Raw genomic sequence first — 18517 nt, 5'->3', positions numbered from 1 at the left:
TCAGGCTCGGCTGACCAGGCCGGCGTCGTAGGCCAGCAGCGCGGCCTGGGTGCGGTTGGTGCAGCCGAGCTTGCCGAGCAGCCGTGACACGTATCCCTTGACCGTCGTCTCGCTCAGGAACAACCGGCTGCCCGTCTGGGAGTTGGACAGCCCTTCCGCCAGGCAGACCAGCACCTCGGTCTCGCGCTCGGTCAGCCCGTCCACCAGCGCCCTGGCGGCGCGCCTGGCGGGCTCGCCGGGCGCGAAGGCCGACACCAGGCGCCTGGTCAGTTCGGGCGAGACGACGGCGTGCCCGTCGGCGGCGACCCTGACGATGCCGGTCAGATCCTCGGGGTCGGTGTCCTTGAGCAGGAAGCCGACCGCGCCCGCGCGCAGCGCCCTGACCGCGTACTCGTCCAGGTCGAAGGTGGTGAGCATGATGATCTTCGGCGGGTGGGGCAGCCGGCAGGCGCGTTCGGCCGCGGCCAGGCCGTCGACGCCGGGCATCCTGATGTCCATCAGCACGACGTCCGGCGCCAGCCGGACGATCGCCTCGATCGCCTCGGCGCCGTCGTGCGCCTCGCCCACCACCTCGAGATCGTCGGCGCGGGACAGGATCGCCCGCAGGTGGGCGCAGACCATCCGTTCGTCGTCCACGAGCAGGATCCTGATCATCGGGCGCTTCCCCTTCCCTTTCCCGGCAGTGTCGCCAGCACTTCGAATCCGCCGGTCTCGGTCGGGCCGGCGGTGAAGGCGCCGCCGACCAGCTCCACCCGCTGCCGCAGGCCGAGCAGCCCGGTGCCGGACGGCGGCAGGCCGAGGCGCAGGGGATCGGCGGGCGCCGGGTCCGCCGCGCGGTTGCGCACCTCGACGCGGACCCCGCCGTCGTGGTGGCTCAGGCGGACGGAGACCCGTGCGCCCGGCGCGTGCTTGCGCGCGTTGGTCAGCGCCTCCTGCACCACCCGGTAGGCGGTACGGCCGAGCGGGGCCGACACCTCGATCTGCTCGTCCTGGCTCAGCGACACCGGCAGCCCCGAATCGGCGACCAGGCGGGTGACGTCGAGCAGGGTCGGCGGCGGGGCGAGGTCGGCGGGCTGCCGGTCGTGCAGCACGCCGACGACCTCGCGCAGTTCCCCGAGCGCGCGCCGGCCCGTGGCGCGTAGTTCCTCGGCCGCGTCGCGCACCTCGGGCGACGGCGCGGCCATCCGAAGGGACCCCGCCTGCAGCACCATCAGGCTGACGTGGTGGGTGACGACGTCGTGCATCTCGCGGGCGAGCCGGGTGCGCTCCTCCGCCCTGGCCTGCTCGACCAGCAGTCGCTGCTCGCGTTCGGCCCGTTCGGCCCGCTCGGCGAGCGCCGTGTTGAGCCGCCGCTGACTGTCGGCGTAGAGGCCGAGCAGCGTCGCGGGGATGACCACCAGGCCGCAGATCGCGATGAGGTGCAGGGCCGTGGCGAGATCGGCGGCCTCCCACAGGTGGGTCAGCACGAGCAGCGCCAGCCCGGTCACCGCCACGAGCAGCCGCCGATCGCCGCGGTGGGCGCCGAGCGCGTACAGCGCGAACGGCATGGCCACCGGCACCTCGATGAAGCCGAGCGGGATCATCGCCAGCGCCACCGCGAGGGGGAAGCGCCGCCGCCCCAGCAGCGCGGCCGCACCCGCGACCTGCACCCACAGCCCCTGCCACGGCACGTCGGGCACCAGCGCCATGGGCACCGCGCCGCTGATGGCCAGATCGCTGCCGACGCCCACCACGCCCACGGCCACGGCGAGCGCGACGTCCCCCGACAGCCTTCTGACCCGCGCGTTCATACCGCACACGCTACCGATCCGCATGGGCGGGCCGGATCCGACGAAAGTAGGGTGCCATCGCCTACGATCGCCACGGGGAAGCCCCCGTTCGGCGCTCGTGCGCGCGTGCCGTACCGCGTGATCCTCGATGCGTGAACGATCTTCCAGGCGAACACGCCTCCTTGAGCAGGCAGGACGCACGCGCGGTCCTGGGCGTCACCGGCAGGGAGGGCGACACCGCTCCTCTGCTGCGCACGCTCAGGGAGCACGGCACCGGCCTGTCGTTCCTGGTCGCGATGACCGTGCTGGCCGTCGTGGACAGCTTCCAGACCCAGGTGTTCGGCGTGCTGGCACCCGAGATCGCCGCCTCGCTCGGGATGGACGCGGGCTCGCTGTCGGGAATCGTGGCCGCCCAGGGCGTGGCGGCGGGGCTCGCTCCGTTCGCGGTGGCCGCGCTGCTGCGCCGCTACCCCCACCGGGTACGGCTGGCGGTCGGCACCGGGTTCGCCTGGAGCCTGACCACGCTGTTCACCGGGTCGGTGGCAGGACCGCTCTCGCTGGCCGCGCTCATGCTGGTCAACGGGGCCACCACCGGCACGGTGGCGGTGCTGCATCCGCCGCTGCTCGTGGACGCCTACCCACCGCCCGCCCGCATACGGGTGATGTCGCTGTACTCCGCCTCGTCGCCGCTGGCCGGCGTCCTGGGGCCGCTGGTCGTCGCGGCGCTGGTGTCGTGGCTCGGCATGGACTGGCGGGCGGTGTTCGCGACGCTCGGCGGGCTGTCGCTGGCGGCCTGCCTGTACGCGCTGCGGTTGCGCGAGCCGGTTCTGGGCCGCTGGGACGTGGCCGAGCTCCAGGCCAGGTCGGGTGCCCCCGCGCCGGCCGCGGACGAGGGGACGACCGGCTTCGGGGCGGCGCTCGTGCGGACCCTGCGCGTCCCGACCATCCGCCGGATGTGCGTGGGATTCACCGCGATAGGGGCGCTGGCCGCGCCGTACGGCGTGGTGGTCTCGACCCTGCTGGAGCAGGAGTACGCGCTCACGCCCGGCCAGCGAGGGCTGTTCACCGGTGCCGCCGCGGCGGTGTCGATCGCAGCGCTGGCCGCCTTCGGGGCCAGGGCGGAGGCGGCCTACCGGGCGGGACCGGCGCGGTTCATGGCGCTGTCGGGCGGGGCGCTGGCCGCGGCCGCCACGGCGTTCGCCCTGTCCGCGGTCGCGCCGGCGCTGTGGCTGCTGCTGGCCCTGCTCGCGCTGGGCCAGGCGTTCCTGGCGGTGATCGGGCCGTGCCTGTTCATCGGCGCCCTCTCAGTCGTCCGGCCCGCCGACCGGCCGCACGCCATGGCCGCGCTGGGGCTGATCGTCGCGGTCGGCGGCCTGGCGGGCGCGGGGCTGCTGGCCCTGGCCACTGCCTTCCTCGACCTGCGCGGCGCGCTGCTGTTGCTGCTCGTCCCCGCGGCCCTCGGGTCGTGGTTCATCGCGACCATCCGCAAGACCCTCATGGGCGATCTCGACGCCCTCATCGACCACGCGATCGGAGAGACCACATGATCGACGCCTATCGCCGCGCCGAGGCGCTGCACGTCTCGCAGGAGGCGAAGCTGGTGCACCGCTCGGCCGTGACGCCCGTCTGGGAGGAGGACTCCTTCTGGTATCTGGTCGGCACGTCCGAAGGCCCGCGCCAGGTCCGGATCTTCCCGGAGCGGAAGGAGCGGGTGGAGGGCCCGGCGACCCCTCCGGCGGCCGAGCCGGCCCTCCCGCCCGAGCTCACCGGCGCCCAGACCTCGCCCGACGGCCGCTTCACGGTCACCTGCGAGGCCGGCGACCTCCTGGTGAACGGCGCCCCCCTCACCCACGACGGCGAACCGGGACACGCCTACGGCCTGCCGAGCGACCAGAACCGGCTGCCGATCGTCGCCACCCAGCAGGGGATGACCACACCCCCGCTGCTGGCGTGGGCGCCCGACGGCCGCAGGTTCATCACCCACCGCGTCGACCAGCGGCACGTGCCCACGCTGACGATCACGCAGTCGTGCCCTCCCGGGGGCGGCCGGCCGCTGGCGCACACGATGCACTACGAGATGCCCGGCGACCCGCTGCCGACCTTCACGCACGCGATCTTCGATGCGGAGACGGGCGAGCGGGTCGACGTCGCCGTCGAGCCGCTGGCCTTCACCCACGACGCCCCGCTCAACCTGGGCCGGATCTGGTGGGAGGACGACGACACGCTGTGGATGCTGTACGGCACGCGCGGCCACCGGGGCGCCGTGCTCTACCGCGTCGACGCCAGGACGGGCCGGGCGGAGATCGTCCAGGAGGAGCACGCCGAGACGGTGATGTACACCGCCCCGACGATCGTCGAGCCGCCGCTCGTGCGCACCCGCGGCGACGAGGTGCTGTGGTACTCCGACCGCTCGGGCTGGGGCCACCTCTACCTGTACAGGGGCGGCGAGCTCGGCAACGCCGTCACCGCCGGCGAGTGGCTCGTCCGCGAGCTGCTCCAGGTCGACTGGACGGCCAGGCAGGTGCTGTTCCTGTCGGGCGGGCACGGCTCGAACCCCTACGACCGCCGTCTGTGCCGGGCCGACCTCGACGGCGGCGGGGTCACCGTGCTCACCCCCGAGGACGGCGACCACCACGTGCACGTCTCCTCCGACGGGCGCTGGCTGGTCGACACCTACGCCACGCCCGGCACGCCGAGCGTCACCGTGCTGCGCGACACGACGGGAGCGGTCGTCATGGAGCTGGAGCGGGCCGACCTGACCCTGCTGGAGAAGGCCGGATGGCGGGCGCCCGAGCGCTTCACCGCCAAGGCCGCCGACGGCGTCACCGACCTCCACGGCCTGCTGTTCCTGCCCGGCGACTTCGACCCGGGCAGGCGGTACCCCATCCTCGACTCGATCTACAACGGGCCGCAGATCGCCCGGCAGCTCCGCACCACCCTGCGCGGGTACACGCTCGACCCCTGGCTGCTCGATCCCGCGGGCGGCGCGCCCTCGCTGGCCGCGCTCGGCATGGCGGTCGTGGTGCTCGACGGGCGCGGCACGCCGTACCGGGGGAAAGCCTTCCAGGACGTCTCCTACGGCGACCCCGCGGTGTCGGCGGGGTTGGAGGACCACGTGGCGGCGATCACCCAGCTGGCCGCCGAGCGGCCCTACCTCGACCTGGAGCGGGTGGGGGTCATCGGGCACTCCGGCGGCGGCGCTGCGACGGCCAGGGCGATGCTGACCCATCCCGGCTTCTTCCGCGTGGGGGTGGCCTCGGCGGGCGACTACGAGCACGACGGTTACTACGCGATCTGGGGCGAGACCTACCAGGGGCCGCCGCCGCAGGACTACGCCGCCGGCTCGATGCTGCCGCACGCCAGCAGGCTCGCCGGCAAGCTGCTGATCATCTTCGGCGAGATGGACGACAACTGCCATCCCGGCCTGTCGCTGCGCCTGGTCAACGCGCTGGTCGAGGCCGACGCCGACTTCGAGATGCTCATGGTCCCCAACGCCGCCCACGGCTACCTGCACGCCGAAGCACACGTGCTGCGCCGCCAGTGGGACTTCCTCACCCGCCATCTGATCGGCGCGGAGCCGCCGGCCGGATACCGCATCGACCCTACGTTCGGAGCCGCCGCATGAGCCTCGACCTCCCTGACCTGCAGGACGATCTCGACGCGCTGGCCGGCGCGCACGGCATAACCGGTGCGGTCCTCGCGTTCGCCGCCGGCGACGAGGTGGCCATGGCCGCGACCGGGGTGCTCAACACCCGCACCGGCCAGCCCGTCACGACCGGCTCGCTGTTCCAGATCGGCTCGGTCGCCAAGGCCTGGACGGCGACGCTGGTGCTCCAGCTCGTCGGCGAGGGGCGGCTCGACCTCGACCAGAGCGCGCAGTCGGTGCTGCCCGAGCTCACGCTGCCCGAGCCGGTGACGATCCGGCAGCTGCTCGCGCACACCGGCGGGTTCGAGGGCGACGTCTTCGTCGACACCGGAAGGGGTGACGACGCGATCCAGAAGCTGGTCGCGCTGCTCGGCAAGGTGCCGCAACTGTCGCCGCCCGGCGCGATCTGGTCCTACAACAACGCCGGATACGTCATCCTCGGGCGCGTCGTCGAGGTCATGCGCGGCCTGCCGTACAACCAGGCGCTGCGCGCGCACCTGATCGGCCCGCTGGGCCTGACGCACACCGCCACCAGCGCCGACGAGGCCATCCTGTACGGCACGGCCGTCGGGCACGCCCACGGCGAGCCGGTCTCGACCTGGTCGTTGATGCGCTCGAACGACCCGGCGGGGGCCAGCCTGGCGATGAGCGCCGGCGACCTGCTGACCTTCGCCCGCGCGCACCTGGCCGACGGCGCGGGGATGCTGCCCGCGCCGCCGGCCAGGATGATGCGGGAGCCGCAGGTCGTCCTTCCCGACCTCGGCAGGCCCGCAAGTTGGGGGCTCGGCTGGGAGCTGCAGGAGTGGGCGGGCGGCACGGTCGTCGGGCACGACGGCTCCACGCCGGGTCAGGCCGCGACGCTGAAGCTCGTGCCGGAGGCGGGGGTGGCCGCGGTGCTGCTGACCAACGGCGGCGACCCCGACCCGCTGGTGGCCGAGCTGCTCACGCCCGTGCTCGGCCGCCTGGCCGGGGTCAGCGCGCCCCCTCCTGTGGCGCCGCCCGCCCCGCCGCTCCCGTTCGACGTCGATCGCTATGCCGGGCGCTACGCCTCGGACGTGACGGCGTGGGAGGTGACGGGCGACCCCGAGGGCCGGCTGTGGGTGACCGTCACGCCGCTCGGCGCGATGGCGGAGCTCGGCGAGCCGCAGACCTTCGAGCTGGCCAGGCTGCGCGCGGACACGTTCGTGTTCGCGCAGGCCAGGGGCGGAGTGCATGCGGCGGTCGCGTTCATCGGCGAGGGCGAGCGAGCCGGCTATCTGCACACGGGGCGGCTGAACGTCCGCGATTCCCTGTGAGGAATTGTCGGTGTTCCTCCCGTTCCCGAGGATCGGGAGGAACGCCGACACGAGGAGAAGCGGTGACCGATATCCGTGCCCGTGCCCAGGACCTGGCCGACCGCTACGTCGCGCTCTGACTCGAACCGGACGCCGAGCTGCGCCGCAAGGCCGTCCAGAAGCTGTGGGCCGAGGGCGGCGAGCATGTGCTCCACCCGCCGCAGGAGATCCGGCAGGCCGCCCACGACCTGGGTTTCGAGCCCACCACCCTCGAAGCGCACGGGTACGACGCGATCGAGACCAGGGGGGCACGCAGCTATGAGCAGTCCGTCGCGACGGGGCAGTTCACCTTCAGGAGCAGGGGCGACGCCGTGCGCCTGCACGACGTCGTCACCTTCCAATGGGAATCGGTGGACCTCCGCGACGCGGGCGCGGTGACGGGCGGTGGCCTCGAGGTCCTCGTACTCGACGAGGACGGCCGTATCGTCACCGACTACATGTTCCCGACGAGGGCGCCAGGACGCCAGCAGCGCCGCCGTGGCGGCGTCCGCAGGCAGGAACGCCTCCAGCTTCACCTCCGCCACGGTCACGTCGAGCGCGGTCGCGAACGTCGTGATCGTGGTCGTGAGCCGCAGCTCCTGTGGGCGGCCGAGTTCTTGGCACCCACAGGGACAGATCGACACTCGATGACACCACCGAACAGTGAGCCCTTTTCGTGCGCCCAGCAGAGCAGGGGGTGAAGCCGTGACGTAGCGGTGGATCCTGTTGTCCGTAAGCTCGTCGTCGCTTGCCGGTAGAAGTCCGCTCCAGGTAGCTGCCCTGCTGAGCTTGCCGCACCCCTCGTGCACGTCCTGATCAGTTGATCCTTTGAGCGCGCCACCGATTGGTCCAGCGGTTCAGGTCTTCCTCACGGCCGTGTTGCCTGTTGCGCCCGATGAGGAGCGCCGCGATCATGGCCAGGGCCAGCAGTGCCCACTGCGACGGCGGCCACGCCGATCCAGGAAGCCGCACTGCTGATGACGTTGAGCGCCTCTGGCGCACCAGGCACGTCGTTGGCACCGGCGATGACGCGGCCGGCCCCCCACACCAGCACTCCTCCAACGGTCATGACCACCGGGATCCGCCAGGGGCGGTCAATCGAAGGTGAGCGCGCAGAAGGCCCTGCGGATACGAGAGAGGGGTTTGCGGTCCCTGCTGTAGTACAGCTTGTTGGTCAGCAGAACGGCCCACCGATTCTGTTTGCGAGAGATCCACATGCCGGTGCCCGTGAAACCGTAGTGAACATAGATGTCGGCTTCAGGGGCGGTGCCGGAGGCGGGATACCAGAACAGGCCGCGGGCCGGGGCCAGGTCGCCGGTGTGGATCTGGAGGGACTCGGCTACCCAGGCGGCGCCGAAACCGACCGGATCCGATCCGGGGGTGGGGGCCAGGAGGTGGCGCTGGAAGAGCGCCAGGTCGTCTGCGGTGGAGAAGACGCCGGCGATGCCGCATACGCCGTTGAGCAGGCGGGCGGAGAAGTCGTGGACGACGCCTTTGAGGTGGACGCCGGTGTCGGGGTCGAGTTCGGTGGGGGCGCACCGCCCGATGAGCTCGCACGCCAGGGGGCCGAAGCAGGTGCCGGCCATGCCGAGCGGCTGCCAGATGCGGTGCCGGGCGAGGCGGTCCAGCGGCCGGCCGGACAGGTACTCGGCGAGATAGCCCAGAACCAGGGCGGCCCGGTCGGTGTAGTCGACGGCTTCGCCGATCGGGCGATGCAGTTCCTCGTGCAGGACACCGTCGCGGACGGCTTGCGGGTCGGTGCCGTACAGGTGCTTGAGGTTGGCACGCAGCGGCATGCCGGCGGTGTGGGTGAGCAGATGCCGGGCGGTGACCTGGCCGAGCGGATGGCCGGCGACCTTTGGCCAGAAGGTGGCGAGCGGGTCATCCAGCGGCAGCGCGCCGGCTTCCCAGAGGGAGCCGATGCAGGCCCAGACGGCGAGGATCTTGGTGAGGCTCGCGACGTCGAACAGGGTGTCGGGCCGCATCGCGGAGGCGGGGTCGGTGGGGTCGGCCAGGCCGCAGGTTCCCGACAGGAGCGTGCTGGTGGCGTCGCCGATGGCCCATACCGCGCCGGGGAAGACCCGCTCGCGCACCCATCGTTGAGGAGCTGGGTGATCTGGTCACGCGGGTGGGTCATGGATACTCCTCGAAGTCGCCGACGCCGTGGTTGCCGATGAGGTGTGCCCGCTCAGATCATGGGGGGTGCTCAGCGCGGATACCCCAGTACGGGCCGCCCGGGGCCAGGGCATGTGGCTGGTCCGGGGCGAGCGGGTGTTCATCTCGCTGAAGGTAGTACGGCCGGCGCTGGTATCGAGGGGGATAGGCCGCCTCCCTGCTCTGTCATGACGGCCTCTTTCTCCGAGGTCGATACGGCTGCTCTGCTACCGGCCGGTCAGCAACCAGTCGTGGCGAATTTGCCAACAGGCCGCTCAGCCTCGCCGGATCCGATCAACGGCAGACTTTCAAGAGCAGCCGGGAAGATGGTCGTGCTGCCGCGTGGTCGAAGCCCTGATGTGTCTACTGAACCGGGGCGACTCCAGGCGACCGAGCCTCATCGTGTTGTGTCACTGCGTAGCCGGGTACGGACGGCCACCGAACCGTCAGCACCACCGACTCTTCTTCTGCGAACCAGGAGTGGTCGACGCCGTGACCCCACACGACGAAATCACCCTGCTCTTGCAGGAGAACGCTGCGACCGGGGAGTTCGACACGGAAGCGACCGCTGATGAGCACCAGGAGCGCCGTTCGTTCCTCACCTCTCACCCATTGCAGCCGTTCGTCGCCACGCGGGTGGAGGCCCCATTTGATCTCTACGGCCTCGCTGTGGCGAGGATCATCGGTGTCCTTGAAGTGCCCGAGGAGCCACCCCCGGTCCAGCGCCGCATCCTTGCCCGCGTTGCCCACGTACACGCTGTCGCCCATGCGTCCGGACGTTAGCAGCCGCCCGCGTAAGCGCAATCGGTGCTTTCGCAGGCAGTCCCGAGAAGCTCAGCGGCTCTCGAACCTCGGGATGCCCCTCTCCTTCAGAGGGGGCGCCGCACCCGCCCCCGAGTACGGCCGTCACCGTGGTCGCCGGCGCCGGCCGGGGCGTGGCTGTCGACGGGCAGGAGCCCCACCTGGCGCAGGTGATCACGGGCGGCGGCGATGGCCTGCGGAGTGGTGGTCAGGACGCGCCCGGCCTCATCGAGGCGCGCAATGACGCCGAGCGCCTGCAGGGCCTGGTGGTGACCGTCACGGATGCCGGAGATATAGACGGTGATGCCACGACGCTCGAGCCGGGTGATCGCATCGCCCAGGACGAGCGCGCCGCTGGCGTCGAGGGTGGTGACCCGGGACATGCGCAAGATGACCGCTGAGACGTCGGCCACTTCCGACAGTTCCAGCAGGAAACGGTGGGCGGCGGCGAAGAACAGAGGACCGTCCAGGCGGTAGGCGACGATGTGCTCGGCGAGCAGGGCGTGCTCTTGCTCGGTGTGGTCGCCGGACAGGTCCGGACGCAGCGGCATCACGTCCAGGCGGACGTTATGGGCGATGGCGCGCAAAGCCAGTGCGCCGGCGACGATCAGGCCGAGGATGACCGCGGCGACCAGGTCGAGGGCCACGGTGGCGACGGCGGTCAGCGCCAGCACGAGCGCGTCGCTGCGGGTGGAACCGATCATGGCCTTGACCGAGCCGACCTCGACCATGCGCACCGATGTGGCCAGCAGCACGCCGGCCAGCGCGGCCAGCGGGATGCGGGCGACCAGGTCGGCGGCCAGATAGACGATCACGGCCAGAATGCCCGCGTGGGCGAGTGCGGCCAACCGGGAGTGGGCGCCGGAGCGGACGTTGACCGCGGTGCGGGCGATGGCACCGGTAGCCGGGACGCCGCCGAACAGCGGGACGAGGAGGTTGGCCAGACCTTGGCCGAACAGTTCGCGATCCGGGTTGTGGCGGTGGTTGACGCTCATGCCGTCGGCCACGGCGGCCGACAGCAGCGACTCCAGTGCTGCCAGGGCGGCGACCGCGACCGCGGGGGCGAGCAGCGAGCTCAGCGCGCTCGCATCGAAGAAGGCCAATGACGGGGCGGGCAACCCGGCGGGTAGCTGGCCGATCCGGGCCAGCGGCAGGCCGGCCACTTCGGCGGCCAGGGTGGCCGCCGCCACGGCGAGTAGGGAGAACGGAACGGTGGGCCGCCAGCGCGCCCCCGCCAGCATCAGCACGGCCACCGCCAGCGCGACGGCGGGCGCCCACCAACCGGGGCGGGCGGCGAAGTCTTGAACGGCCTGCCAGGCCACGGCGACGACCTTGTCGCCGGCGGGGGTCGGCACGCCCAGGGCAGCCGGCACCTGCTGTAGGCCGATCACGCAGGCGATACCGATGGTGAAGCCCTCCACCACCGGCGCCGGCACCAGAGCCATGTACTTGCCCGCCCGGCCCAGAGCCAGAGCGATCAGTATCAGCCCGGCCAGCACCCCGACCGTCAGCACTCCGGACGCGCCGTGCTGGTGCATGATCGGCACCAGCACCACCGTCATCGCTCCGGTCGGCCCCGAGACCTGCAGACCCGAGCCGCCGAACAGCGCGGCCAGCGCACCCGCGACGACCGCGGTGGCCAGGCCGGCCTCAGCACCCATCCCGGAGGAGATGCCGAACCCGAGCGCCAGTGGCAGGGCCACGATCGCCACCGTCAGCCCGGCCAGCAGGTCACGGCGGGGACCTCGGCCCATCACGGCCAGCTCACCGCGTTCGGGCAGCACTGAACGCACCCGGGACCAGCTCGAGGAGACAAAGGAGTTCACGAGGCGCCGGTCTCCGTCTGTTGTAGTTCACTCAGCAGCTCATGCTGCCCGGTGAGCATCTGCGTCAACAGGGTGCGGGCCGCGCGCAGCAGTTCGGCCACGTTCCCGCCGGCCAGAGCGTAGACAACGGTAGAACCCTCGCGATGAGCGTTGACCATGCCCGAACGGCGCAAAACGGCCAGGTGCTGCGACAGTCCGGTCGCCTCCACCTCGATGGCGGCCAGCAGATCCCGCACCGGCATCGGTCCGTCCTGCAACAGTTCCAACACCCGGATCCGCACCGGATGACCCAGCAGCCGAAACAACTCCGCCTTCGCCTCATACAACGGCACCGACATCACGCAACCGACCCTTCACCCGGCTCAGCCGAGCCGACCGGGACGCCATGCCTACGGGCGGTATGCCGCGCCTCCTCCCATTCCGCCTCGGCCAGCATCACCTCCTCGATATCGCCACTGAGACGTGCCGCCGCCAATGCCGCGTCCGCCCGCCGGACGCGATCTCGCACCGCGGCGGCAAAAGACTCACTCACAGCACCCTCCATCTGATCTATCCCGGTGAACCCTTATCAGGATGTACTAAATTGCGAATATTCGCAATTTAGAGATCACGAATGATGAGCTGGATTCCGCTATCACGTACATGAGCCATCCGCGATCATGGTCACCGACCAGGGGGGTGCGGTCCAGCGCGGCGAGCATGGCGCGCAGGCTGGGTGGGGCGGTTACGGACGGGACGTCGGCGCAGGAGTACCGGACATCCGGGAGGCGGCAGGGGTGCCGGGTTACAGCCCGGCTCTGCCCATGGGGTTGTCCTTCCAGCGGTCGACGTCGCCGAGCGCCAGGTGGGCCTCGGCCCGACGCGCCAGATAGATCGCCGTGCCCCGGGCTTCTTTCTCCGTGTCGTACGGATCATGATGGGATAAGGCGGCGTCGAAGTGCCGCAGCGCCCGCTGGGGTTCGCCCAGCGACAACGCCGAACTCGCCGCGACCTGATGCAGCTCGCCGGCGGTCACCCAGTACATGGCGGGCAGGTCCTCGACGGCCGGGCCCGCGTGTTCCGCTGGCCGCTGCGCTGCTGCCCAGAGGGGTGAGCGACTACATCAGGGGCTCTGTGCTTGTCTTGATCCGGGTGATCGCCCTGGCCACGGTCGCGGTGGGAGTCCTGGCGCACTGGGTCTATCCCGGCCGCATCGCCGAGTCCTTCCGGTTCGGTCCGGGGTCGGCGGTGGCGGCCGCCGCGGTCCTGGTGACGACAGAGGCCGCGCTACGGTTCATGACGCATCGGCGTCAGCCCGTCGGTTCCACGTCACAGCTGACCCTGGACGATGCCCTACGCTCCACCTCGATCCACCGCACCGCCGGCGCGGGCCTCGCGATGCTCTTCCTGCTTCTCGGGTTCGAGCTGTTCAGCCTGGGCGGCGGCACCGACATCCCGGCCTTGCGGGTGACTCTGCCGTGGGTCGGCTTGGTCTGCGTCTTCTTCTGCGCACCTGCGAGCTGGCTGCACATCGGGCATCCATGCCTTTGGCTCATCCGGCGCAGCGCACCGCGAAGGGCGAATACTCCGACGGAGGCACAGAGCCGGACGGAGACATGATCCTCCATCTCGATCCTGCCTCGCCGGTCCCTGCGTACGAGCAGCTACGCACGCAGATCACCACCATGGCCGCGACCGGCGTGCTCTGGCCGCGCACCCGACTGCCGAGTATTCGCCAGCTCGCTCGCGATCTCGGTCTGGCCACCGCGACGGTCGCACGTGCCTTTCGTGAGCTCGAACGGGATGGGGTCATCGAGACCCGGGGGAGGCACGGCACTTTCGTCTGCGAGGCTCCGGATCCGGCCGCGACCGTGGACGCCGAGCAGCGCTTGGCCGAGGCTGCCCAGACCTTCGCGATCCAGGCGCGACAACTTGGCGTCGACGCCACGCATGCGCTGCAGCAGGCCAAACTGGCTCTGGAGGCGGTGGCCATGGCCACCGCCCGGGCCGAAGGTCGCTAGGTTCTGTTTTGTGGATCATCTGAGCCATAGCAGCAGGCAGGCGATGGTCACGGCCGATCGGTAGTGGGCGGCGAGCTTGTCGTAGCGGGTCGCAATGCCTTTGAAGTGCTTGAGCCGGTTGAAGCAGCGTTCGACGACGTTACGCCGCTTGTAGCGGACCGGGTCGAAGGCGCAACGCCGATGCTTGCGGCGGGCTCGCCCGGCCAGTTGGTCGGCGCGCTCGGGAATGGTCGCGCCGATGCCGCGCCGGCGCAGGTAGGTGCGGATGGCGCGGGAGCTGTAATCCTTGTCGGCGATCACGTGATCGGGCCGGGTGCGGGGCCGGCCGGCGCCGGTGTGGACCTTCCAGACGATGCCGCCTGGTACCTGGCGGTGATCGCGCCAGCGGCCACCGCGTTCAGGGTCGGCCGGCAGCAAGGGGGCGATGTGCTCCCAGGCTTCATCGGTCAGTTCATGGCGACGGACTATGTTGTTCTATCCAGCCACATCATCGGTGCCGCGTCAGGCGAATCGGTCGGCGGCCGGGGAGTGTGAGGGGTTGGAAGGCCCCTCGCCTGGGGCTTGGGACGAAGCCCCAATCAGACACGGTCCGAGCGTGATGCGCGCGCAGCGCGAGGACCCAGCGAGGTCCAAGACGCGGGCCCTGCCATTCAACGTTCAGTGATCCACAAAACAGAACCTAGCCCTGTGGCCGGAGGCATCCAGCGGGTGACGGCACTCGTCGCAACGCAGCGGTGCGGGTGCGGCAGGAACGGCGAGCAGTCGTGAGGGGTCTCCTGTGAGAGAGCGCACCATGGCCTGGTCCATCATGGATGCAGCCCTCGCCCGCTAGCCTCCGCCTCGCGCCGGCCCCCGACATCCTCACTCTCTACGTCAGGGATCTCGTCCGGGGACGGGAAACGCGCCATCCTCTGAAAGCACTTCAACGCCGGCACCAGCGCGAAGCACGATTCGGGGCTGCCGGTGCGCTGGTCGGCCCAGGCCACCTCCTCCGGCGGCGGCGTAAAGAACACGTGCAGCATCCGCGCCGACGTCAGCCGTTTGAACTGTGGATAGGCGGTCCGCTCGATCCACGTCATCCCAAGCCGTCCCTCGCCTCGATCCCGGCGTCCAGACACCGAAAACCGTAGCGGTGATCAATCCTGCCGAACGGCCGTGTTCATCAAGCCGTAACCAAACCCAGACTGAGGGTCACATCATCCGACAAGCACCCTCTGAGCAGCACCTCAACACCCCGCTGTCCCTTTCTCCCGTACTTGGTCTGCCCCCCTCGAACGGCGCGTCCACCGCGAGGGTGTGGGACTTCAGGCACGTCTCCAGGCCCTCGGGCTCGGAGAAACCGTGGTGCGTCATGTGCGTCCTCCTTCAGTCGTCACATTTGGCCTCGTCGAGCACCCGGTAATAAAGGCGGCATGTGGTTCGGCGGAATGCCAGATCGGGCGAGGTGACCGCGCCCTTCCCCGTCAGGGCGCCCCGGCCGAGCAGATCGGTGACCAGCCGGGTGGCGGGCGCGGCCAGGCCGGGGCGGGCCGCCACGATCGCCCGGCCAGCCTCCGCCAGCGCCGAGGCGGCGTTGCCGTAGAGCAGTCCGGGCGCGACCTTGACCCGCAGCCCGGCCGCCAGCGGCTCCAGGTGGCCGCGCACGACCATGTCGTATATCAGGTCCATGACCTGGTCTTCTGGTCCTGTGTGCCATCCGGACGCCGTGGGCAGACACAGTCGCGGCCCGTCGTCGGCGCGCTCCAGCCGACGCAGGTCGGGCACCACCCCGTGGCCGAGCACGGCCGCGAGAAGCGGCGACCATAGCCGTGCCGCATGCCCAAGTTGCGCGATGGAGGCGCCGATGCGCAGCTCGCCGGTGCCGTACTGGGTGGCGGTCGCCTCCACCGGATCGGTGAAACCGCGTGCGTAGTCGGAATTCACGCTGTGCCAGCCGGTGCCGTTAGCTCCGATGTCGATCGTGAAGAAGGAACCGAATTCCGCCCCCTTGCGCAGGGCGCTCAGAGTCAACTTTGGAGGAGCCGGTCGAAGTGATTCCATAGCGCTGCTGCTCCATTCATCAAAATCGCACAGCGAAAAAGCCGGACGACGTGCCCAGCGAACTCGAAAAGAAAGGTCAGGTCATCGGATGGCTCCCTCCGGTGGTCAACGTCACATGGGGGATGCCGGTCCGCGGGTGTGCGGAGACCTCGGCATCGACCCGGTAGACGTCCCTGAACAGCGCCGGTGTCAGCACCTCGTGTGGAGTCCCCAGCGCCACGACCTCGCCCGCGTGCATGACACAGATGCGGTCGCAGAACGCGGCGGCCAGGTTGAGATCGTGCAGCGCGATCACCGCGGTGACCCCGAGGCCGCGTACCAGGCGCAGCGCGTCGAGCTGGTGGCGCAGGTCCAGATGGTTGGTCGGCTCGTCCAGCACCATCGTCCCCGGCCGTTGCGCCAGCGCTCGGGCGATGAGCACCCGCTGCTTCTCCCCGCCCGACAGCCGGTCGAAGGGCGCGTACGCCAGATCGGCCACGTCCAGGCGTTCCAGGGCGTCGGCGATGATCGCCCGGTCGTCGGGGGCGTCCCCGTCGAAGGCGCGCTTGTGCGGGGTGCGGCCCATGGCCACCACGTCGTAGACGCTCAGCTCGAAGTCGCCGCCGCTCTCCTGCAGCACCGCCGCCAGCCTGCGGGCCAGCCATCTGCCCGGCATCCGCCACACGTCGTACCCGTCGAGGAGCACCTGACCGGAGGTGGGGCGCTGCGCCCGGTACAGGGTGCGCAGCAGGGTCGACTTCCCTGCGCCGTTAGGACCGGCCAGGCCGAGCACCTCACCGGAGGGCACCTCCAGCGTCACATCGCGCACGAGGTCCTTGCCGTCGATGCGCACCGAAACCTGCCGTACGGTCAGCGCGGCCGCCCGCTCCGTCATCGCCTCTTTCGTCACGACCGCCTCCGCATCAGCCACATGAAGAACGGCCCGCCCACCAGCGCCGTGATGATCCCCACGGGGATCTCCTCGGGGGCGATCAGCGTCCGCGCGACCAGGTCGGCCACGATGAGGAACGCCGCCCCGAGCAGCGCCGTGGCCGGCAGCGCCCGCCGGTGGTCGGCCCCGACGAGCAGCCGTACGACGTGAGGCATGATCAGCCCGACGAACCCGATGGCGCCGCTGACCGCGACGATGGCGCCGATCATCACGGCCACCAGCACGAACAGCGCCGCCCTGAACCGGTGCACGTCCAGCCCCAGGGAGGCAGCCGCCTCCTCCCCGGCCAGCAGCAGGTTCAGCGGGCGGGAGACGCCCAGCAGGACGACGGTGCCCACCAGCACGGCCGCCGCGGGCACCCACACCATCGTCCACGTCGTCCCCGCCAGGCCACCCAGCATCCAGCGGACGGCCGACTGCGTCTTGTGCGGGTCGCTGGAGGTCACCATCAGGAAGCTGGCGACCGCCGACAGCACCTCGGCCATCGCCACCCCGGCCAGCACCAGGCGCATCGTGGTCATCCGCCCGCCCGACCGGGCCAGGAAGTAGACCGCGACCAGCGCCGCCAGCGCCCCCGCGAACGCGGCGACCGGCAGCGAGAACGCCCCGAAGAAGGTCAGGCCGAACACCACCACGGCCACCGCGCCGACGCTGGCCCCCGAGGAGACGCCCAGCAGCATCGGATCGGCCAGCGGGTTGCGCACCAGCGCCTGCAACGCCATCCCGCAGACCGACAACCCCGCGCCGATGACCCCGCACAGCAGCACACGCGGCAGCCGTACGTCCATGACGATGGTCTCCCGGACCGGAGCCCAGACCGGCTCGGCCAGCGCGGGATGGAGCCGGTGCAACAAGATGCCCCACACCTGCCCGGCGGGCAGGCTGATCGACCCGGCCGCGATCCCCGCCGTGGCCGCCCCGCTCAGCAACAGCGCGCACAACAGCAGCACCAGCAGGTACGGCAGGCCAGGGCGCCGCGCGAGAGGTGCGGTGACTCGGGCGTCGGCGGTCCGGGAGACCTTGGTCAGCTCGCTCACTTGAACCGGCCGGCATGGATCTGCCGGGCCAGCGACTCCACCGCCGACGGCGCCCGGACCCCGAGCACGACCGACGACAGCGGCAGCACCGCGAACCGCTGCTCCTTGATCGCCGGCACGTCCGCGAGCGCCGGGTTCGACAGCAGGAACCTCTTCTTGTCGGCCACCGGCTGGTCGCCGTAGTCGTAGATGACGATCCAGTCGGGCGCCCGCTCGGCGACCTGCTCGAACGACACGTCACCCCATGCCTTGTCCACGTCGGCGAACAGGTTCCGCGCGCCCGCCAGCGTGATGACGTCGTTGCCGACGCCCTTGCCGCCGGCGGTGAACGCGGTCTTGTCACCGCTGTCGTAGACGAACAGCTTGACCGGGCTCACCCCGGCGAGCTTCTCCTTGACCTGTGCCAGTGGCGCGCGCAGGCGGGTGATGAGGGACTCGGCCCGATCGCGCACACCGAAGATCGCGGCGACGTTGCGGATCTCCTGGTCCATCAGGTCCAGGGTCACCGGGCCGGTTGGGCAGTCCTCGATGTTGAGGTAGGTGTCGATCCCGGCCTTGCCCAGCGCGTCGCGGCTGCGGCCCTCCTTCTCGTCGAAGGTGCTGGAGAAGCCGCCGTAGACGAAGTCGGGCTCGGCAGCCAGCAGCGCCTCGTGAGAGGGGTACTCCTTGGCGAGCACCTTGATCCCGTTGTAGGCGGCCTGGTACTCGGGAAGGATCTTGTCATCGAGGTAGCCGGTGCCGATCATCGCCTGCTGTAGCCCCAGCGCCAGCATCACCTCGGTGGCGTGCTGGTTGAGCGAGACCGCCCGCCGCGGCGGGCGCTCGTACGTCGTCTTGACGCCGCAGTTGTCGATGGTGACCGGGAACCCCGCCGCGACCGGTGCGGTGGACGCCGCGGCGGAGGCCTTCACCTCAGCGGGCGCGCCGCCGCAGCCGGCGAGGAGTACGGCGGAGAGCAGCAGGGACAAAGGGCGTCTGCCCGTCATGGATGGTTCCTCTC

The 18517-nt window shown here is 70.8% G+C and carries 19 protein-coding genes and 2 pseudogenes; 6 read left to right on the top strand and 15 right to left on the bottom strand.

Annotation, left to right across the window (positions count from 1 at the left end):
• Positions 1–654: a response regulator gene (locus J2S55_RS40445; protein ID WP_306872202.1), complete on the bottom strand. Its 654-nt coding sequence runs from the start codon at positions 652–654 to the stop codon at positions 1–3.
• Positions 651–1790 (bottom strand): sensor histidine kinase, encoded by a 1140-nt coding sequence (locus J2S55_RS40440; RefSeq protein ID WP_306872199.1) that lies wholly within the window; start codon positions 1788–1790, stop codon positions 651–653. Before J2S55_RS40440 ends, J2S55_RS40445 begins: the two co-directional genes overlap by 4 nt.
• A gap of 131 nt (positions 1791–1921) precedes the next feature.
• Here J2S55_RS40440 and J2S55_RS40435 point away from each other — a divergent pair, with 131 nt between their 5' ends.
• The 4 genes from J2S55_RS40435 (at position 1922) to J2S55_RS40420 (ending at position 7429) form a co-directional block, all read left to right on the top strand.
• The gene (locus tag J2S55_RS40435) at positions 1922–3316 is read left to right on the top strand and encodes an MFS transporter (protein ID WP_306872196.1); all 1395 of its coding nucleotides are present in this window, start codon (positions 1922–1924) and stop codon (positions 3314–3316) included.
• The gene (locus tag J2S55_RS40430) at positions 3313–5394 is read left to right on the top strand and encodes a S9 family peptidase (RefSeq protein WP_306872194.1); all 2082 of its coding nucleotides are present in this window, start codon (positions 3313–3315) and stop codon (positions 5392–5394) included. Before J2S55_RS40435 ends, J2S55_RS40430 begins: the two co-directional genes overlap by 4 nt.
• Positions 5391–6710: a serine hydrolase domain-containing protein gene (locus J2S55_RS40425; protein ID WP_306872193.1), complete on the top strand. Its 1320-nt coding sequence runs from the start codon at positions 5391–5393 to the stop codon at positions 6708–6710. Before J2S55_RS40430 ends, J2S55_RS40425 begins: the two co-directional genes overlap by 4 nt.
• Positions 6711–6895: 185 nt before the next feature.
• Complete coding sequence (locus J2S55_RS40420; RefSeq protein WP_306872190.1) at positions 6896–7429, top strand: hypothetical protein; 534 nt, start codon at positions 6896–6898, stop codon at positions 7427–7429.
• Between the two features lie 393 nt (positions 7430–7822).
• Here J2S55_RS40420 and J2S55_RS40415 read toward each other — a convergent pair whose 3' ends face one another.
• The 6 genes from J2S55_RS40415 to J2S55_RS40390 all read right to left on the bottom strand — a co-directional run bounded on the left by J2S55_RS40415 (position 7823) and on the right by J2S55_RS40390 (position 12533).
• The gene (locus J2S55_RS40415; RefSeq protein ID WP_306872187.1) at positions 7823–8821 is read right to left on the bottom strand and encodes a serine hydrolase domain-containing protein; all 999 of its coding nucleotides are present in this window, start codon (positions 8819–8821) and stop codon (positions 7823–7825) included.
• A 424-nt stretch (positions 8822–9245) separates the two neighbouring features.
• On the bottom strand, positions 9246–9650 hold the full coding sequence (locus J2S55_RS40410; RefSeq protein WP_306872184.1) for a cupin domain-containing protein: 405 nt from the start codon (positions 9648–9650) through the stop codon (positions 9246–9248).
• Positions 9651–9751: 101 nt separating this feature from the next.
• Positions 9752–11437, bottom strand: coding sequence for a SulP family inorganic anion transporter (locus J2S55_RS40405; RefSeq protein WP_306875799.1), 1686 nt, complete (start codon positions 11435–11437; stop codon positions 9752–9754).
• A 68-nt stretch (positions 11438–11505) separates the two neighbouring features.
• Positions 11506–11847, bottom strand: coding sequence for an ArsR/SmtB family transcription factor (locus J2S55_RS40400; RefSeq protein ID WP_306875797.1), 342 nt, complete (start codon positions 11845–11847; stop codon positions 11506–11508).
• Positions 11847–12041, bottom strand: coding sequence for a hypothetical protein (locus tag J2S55_RS40395; protein WP_306872181.1), 195 nt, complete (start codon positions 12039–12041; stop codon positions 11847–11849). The genes J2S55_RS40400 and J2S55_RS40395 overlap by 1 nt, the downstream gene beginning before the upstream one ends.
• A gap of 252 nt (positions 12042–12293) precedes the next feature.
• The gene (locus J2S55_RS40390; RefSeq protein ID WP_306872179.1) at positions 12294–12533 is read right to left on the bottom strand and encodes a hypothetical protein; all 240 of its coding nucleotides are present in this window, start codon (positions 12531–12533) and stop codon (positions 12294–12296) included.
• A gap of 107 nt (positions 12534–12640) precedes the next feature.
• On the opposite strand from J2S55_RS40390, the gene J2S55_RS40385 reads away from it, so the two are divergent.
• Positions 12641–13108: a hypothetical protein gene (locus J2S55_RS40385; protein WP_306872176.1), complete on the top strand. Its 468-nt coding sequence runs from the start codon at positions 12641–12643 to the stop codon at positions 13106–13108.
• Positions 13105–13509 (top strand): GntR family transcriptional regulator, encoded by a 405-nt coding sequence (locus J2S55_RS40380; protein WP_306872173.1) that lies wholly within the window; start codon positions 13105–13107, stop codon positions 13507–13509. The genes J2S55_RS40385 and J2S55_RS40380 overlap by 4 nt, the downstream gene beginning before the upstream one ends.
• Before the next feature lie 15 nt (positions 13510–13524).
• On the opposite strand, the pseudogene J2S55_RS40375 reads toward J2S55_RS40380, so the two are convergent.
• The 7 genes and pseudogenes from J2S55_RS40375 to J2S55_RS40350 form a co-directional block, all read right to left on the bottom strand.
• Positions 13525–13842: pseudogene (locus J2S55_RS40375) on the bottom strand (transposase); the annotation flags it as partial.
• A 6-nt stretch (positions 13843–13848) separates the two neighbouring features.
• Positions 13849–13959, bottom strand: a pseudogene (locus J2S55_RS48490) (IS5-like element ISDge16 family transposase); the annotation flags it as partial.
• Between the two features lie 356 nt (positions 13960–14315).
• Entirely contained in the window at positions 14316–14588 is a 273-nt protein-coding gene (locus J2S55_RS40370; RefSeq protein ID WP_306872170.1) for a DUF4158 domain-containing protein, read from the bottom strand.
• 286 nt (positions 14589–14874) lie between these two features.
• Entirely contained in the window at positions 14875–15519 is a 645-nt protein-coding gene (locus J2S55_RS40365) for an iron reductase (RefSeq protein ID WP_306872168.1), read from the bottom strand.
• 106 nt (positions 15520–15625) lie between these two features.
• A complete protein-coding gene (locus tag J2S55_RS40360; protein WP_306875794.1) occupies positions 15626–16423 on the bottom strand; it encodes an ABC transporter ATP-binding protein in 798 nt (265 codons plus the stop codon).
• A gap of 11 nt (positions 16424–16434) precedes the next feature.
• On the bottom strand, positions 16435–17517 hold the full coding sequence (locus tag J2S55_RS40355; RefSeq protein ID WP_306872164.1) for a FecCD family ABC transporter permease: 1083 nt from the start codon (positions 17515–17517) through the stop codon (positions 16435–16437).
• Positions 17514–18503, bottom strand: coding sequence for an ABC transporter substrate-binding protein (locus tag J2S55_RS40350; RefSeq protein WP_306872162.1), 990 nt, complete (start codon positions 18501–18503; stop codon positions 17514–17516). The genes J2S55_RS40355 and J2S55_RS40350 overlap by 4 nt, the downstream gene beginning before the upstream one ends.
• Between the last annotated feature and the right edge of the window lie 14 nt (positions 18504–18517).

Origin of the sequence: Streptosporangium brasiliense (assembly GCF_030811595.1) — a bacterium.
GTDB lineage: Bacteria > Actinomycetota > Actinomycetes > Streptosporangiales > Streptosporangiaceae > Streptosporangium > Streptosporangium brasiliense.
The sequence above is the reverse complement of the archived record's forward strand: the minus strand, read 5'-3'. Positions and strand labels throughout refer to the sequence as shown.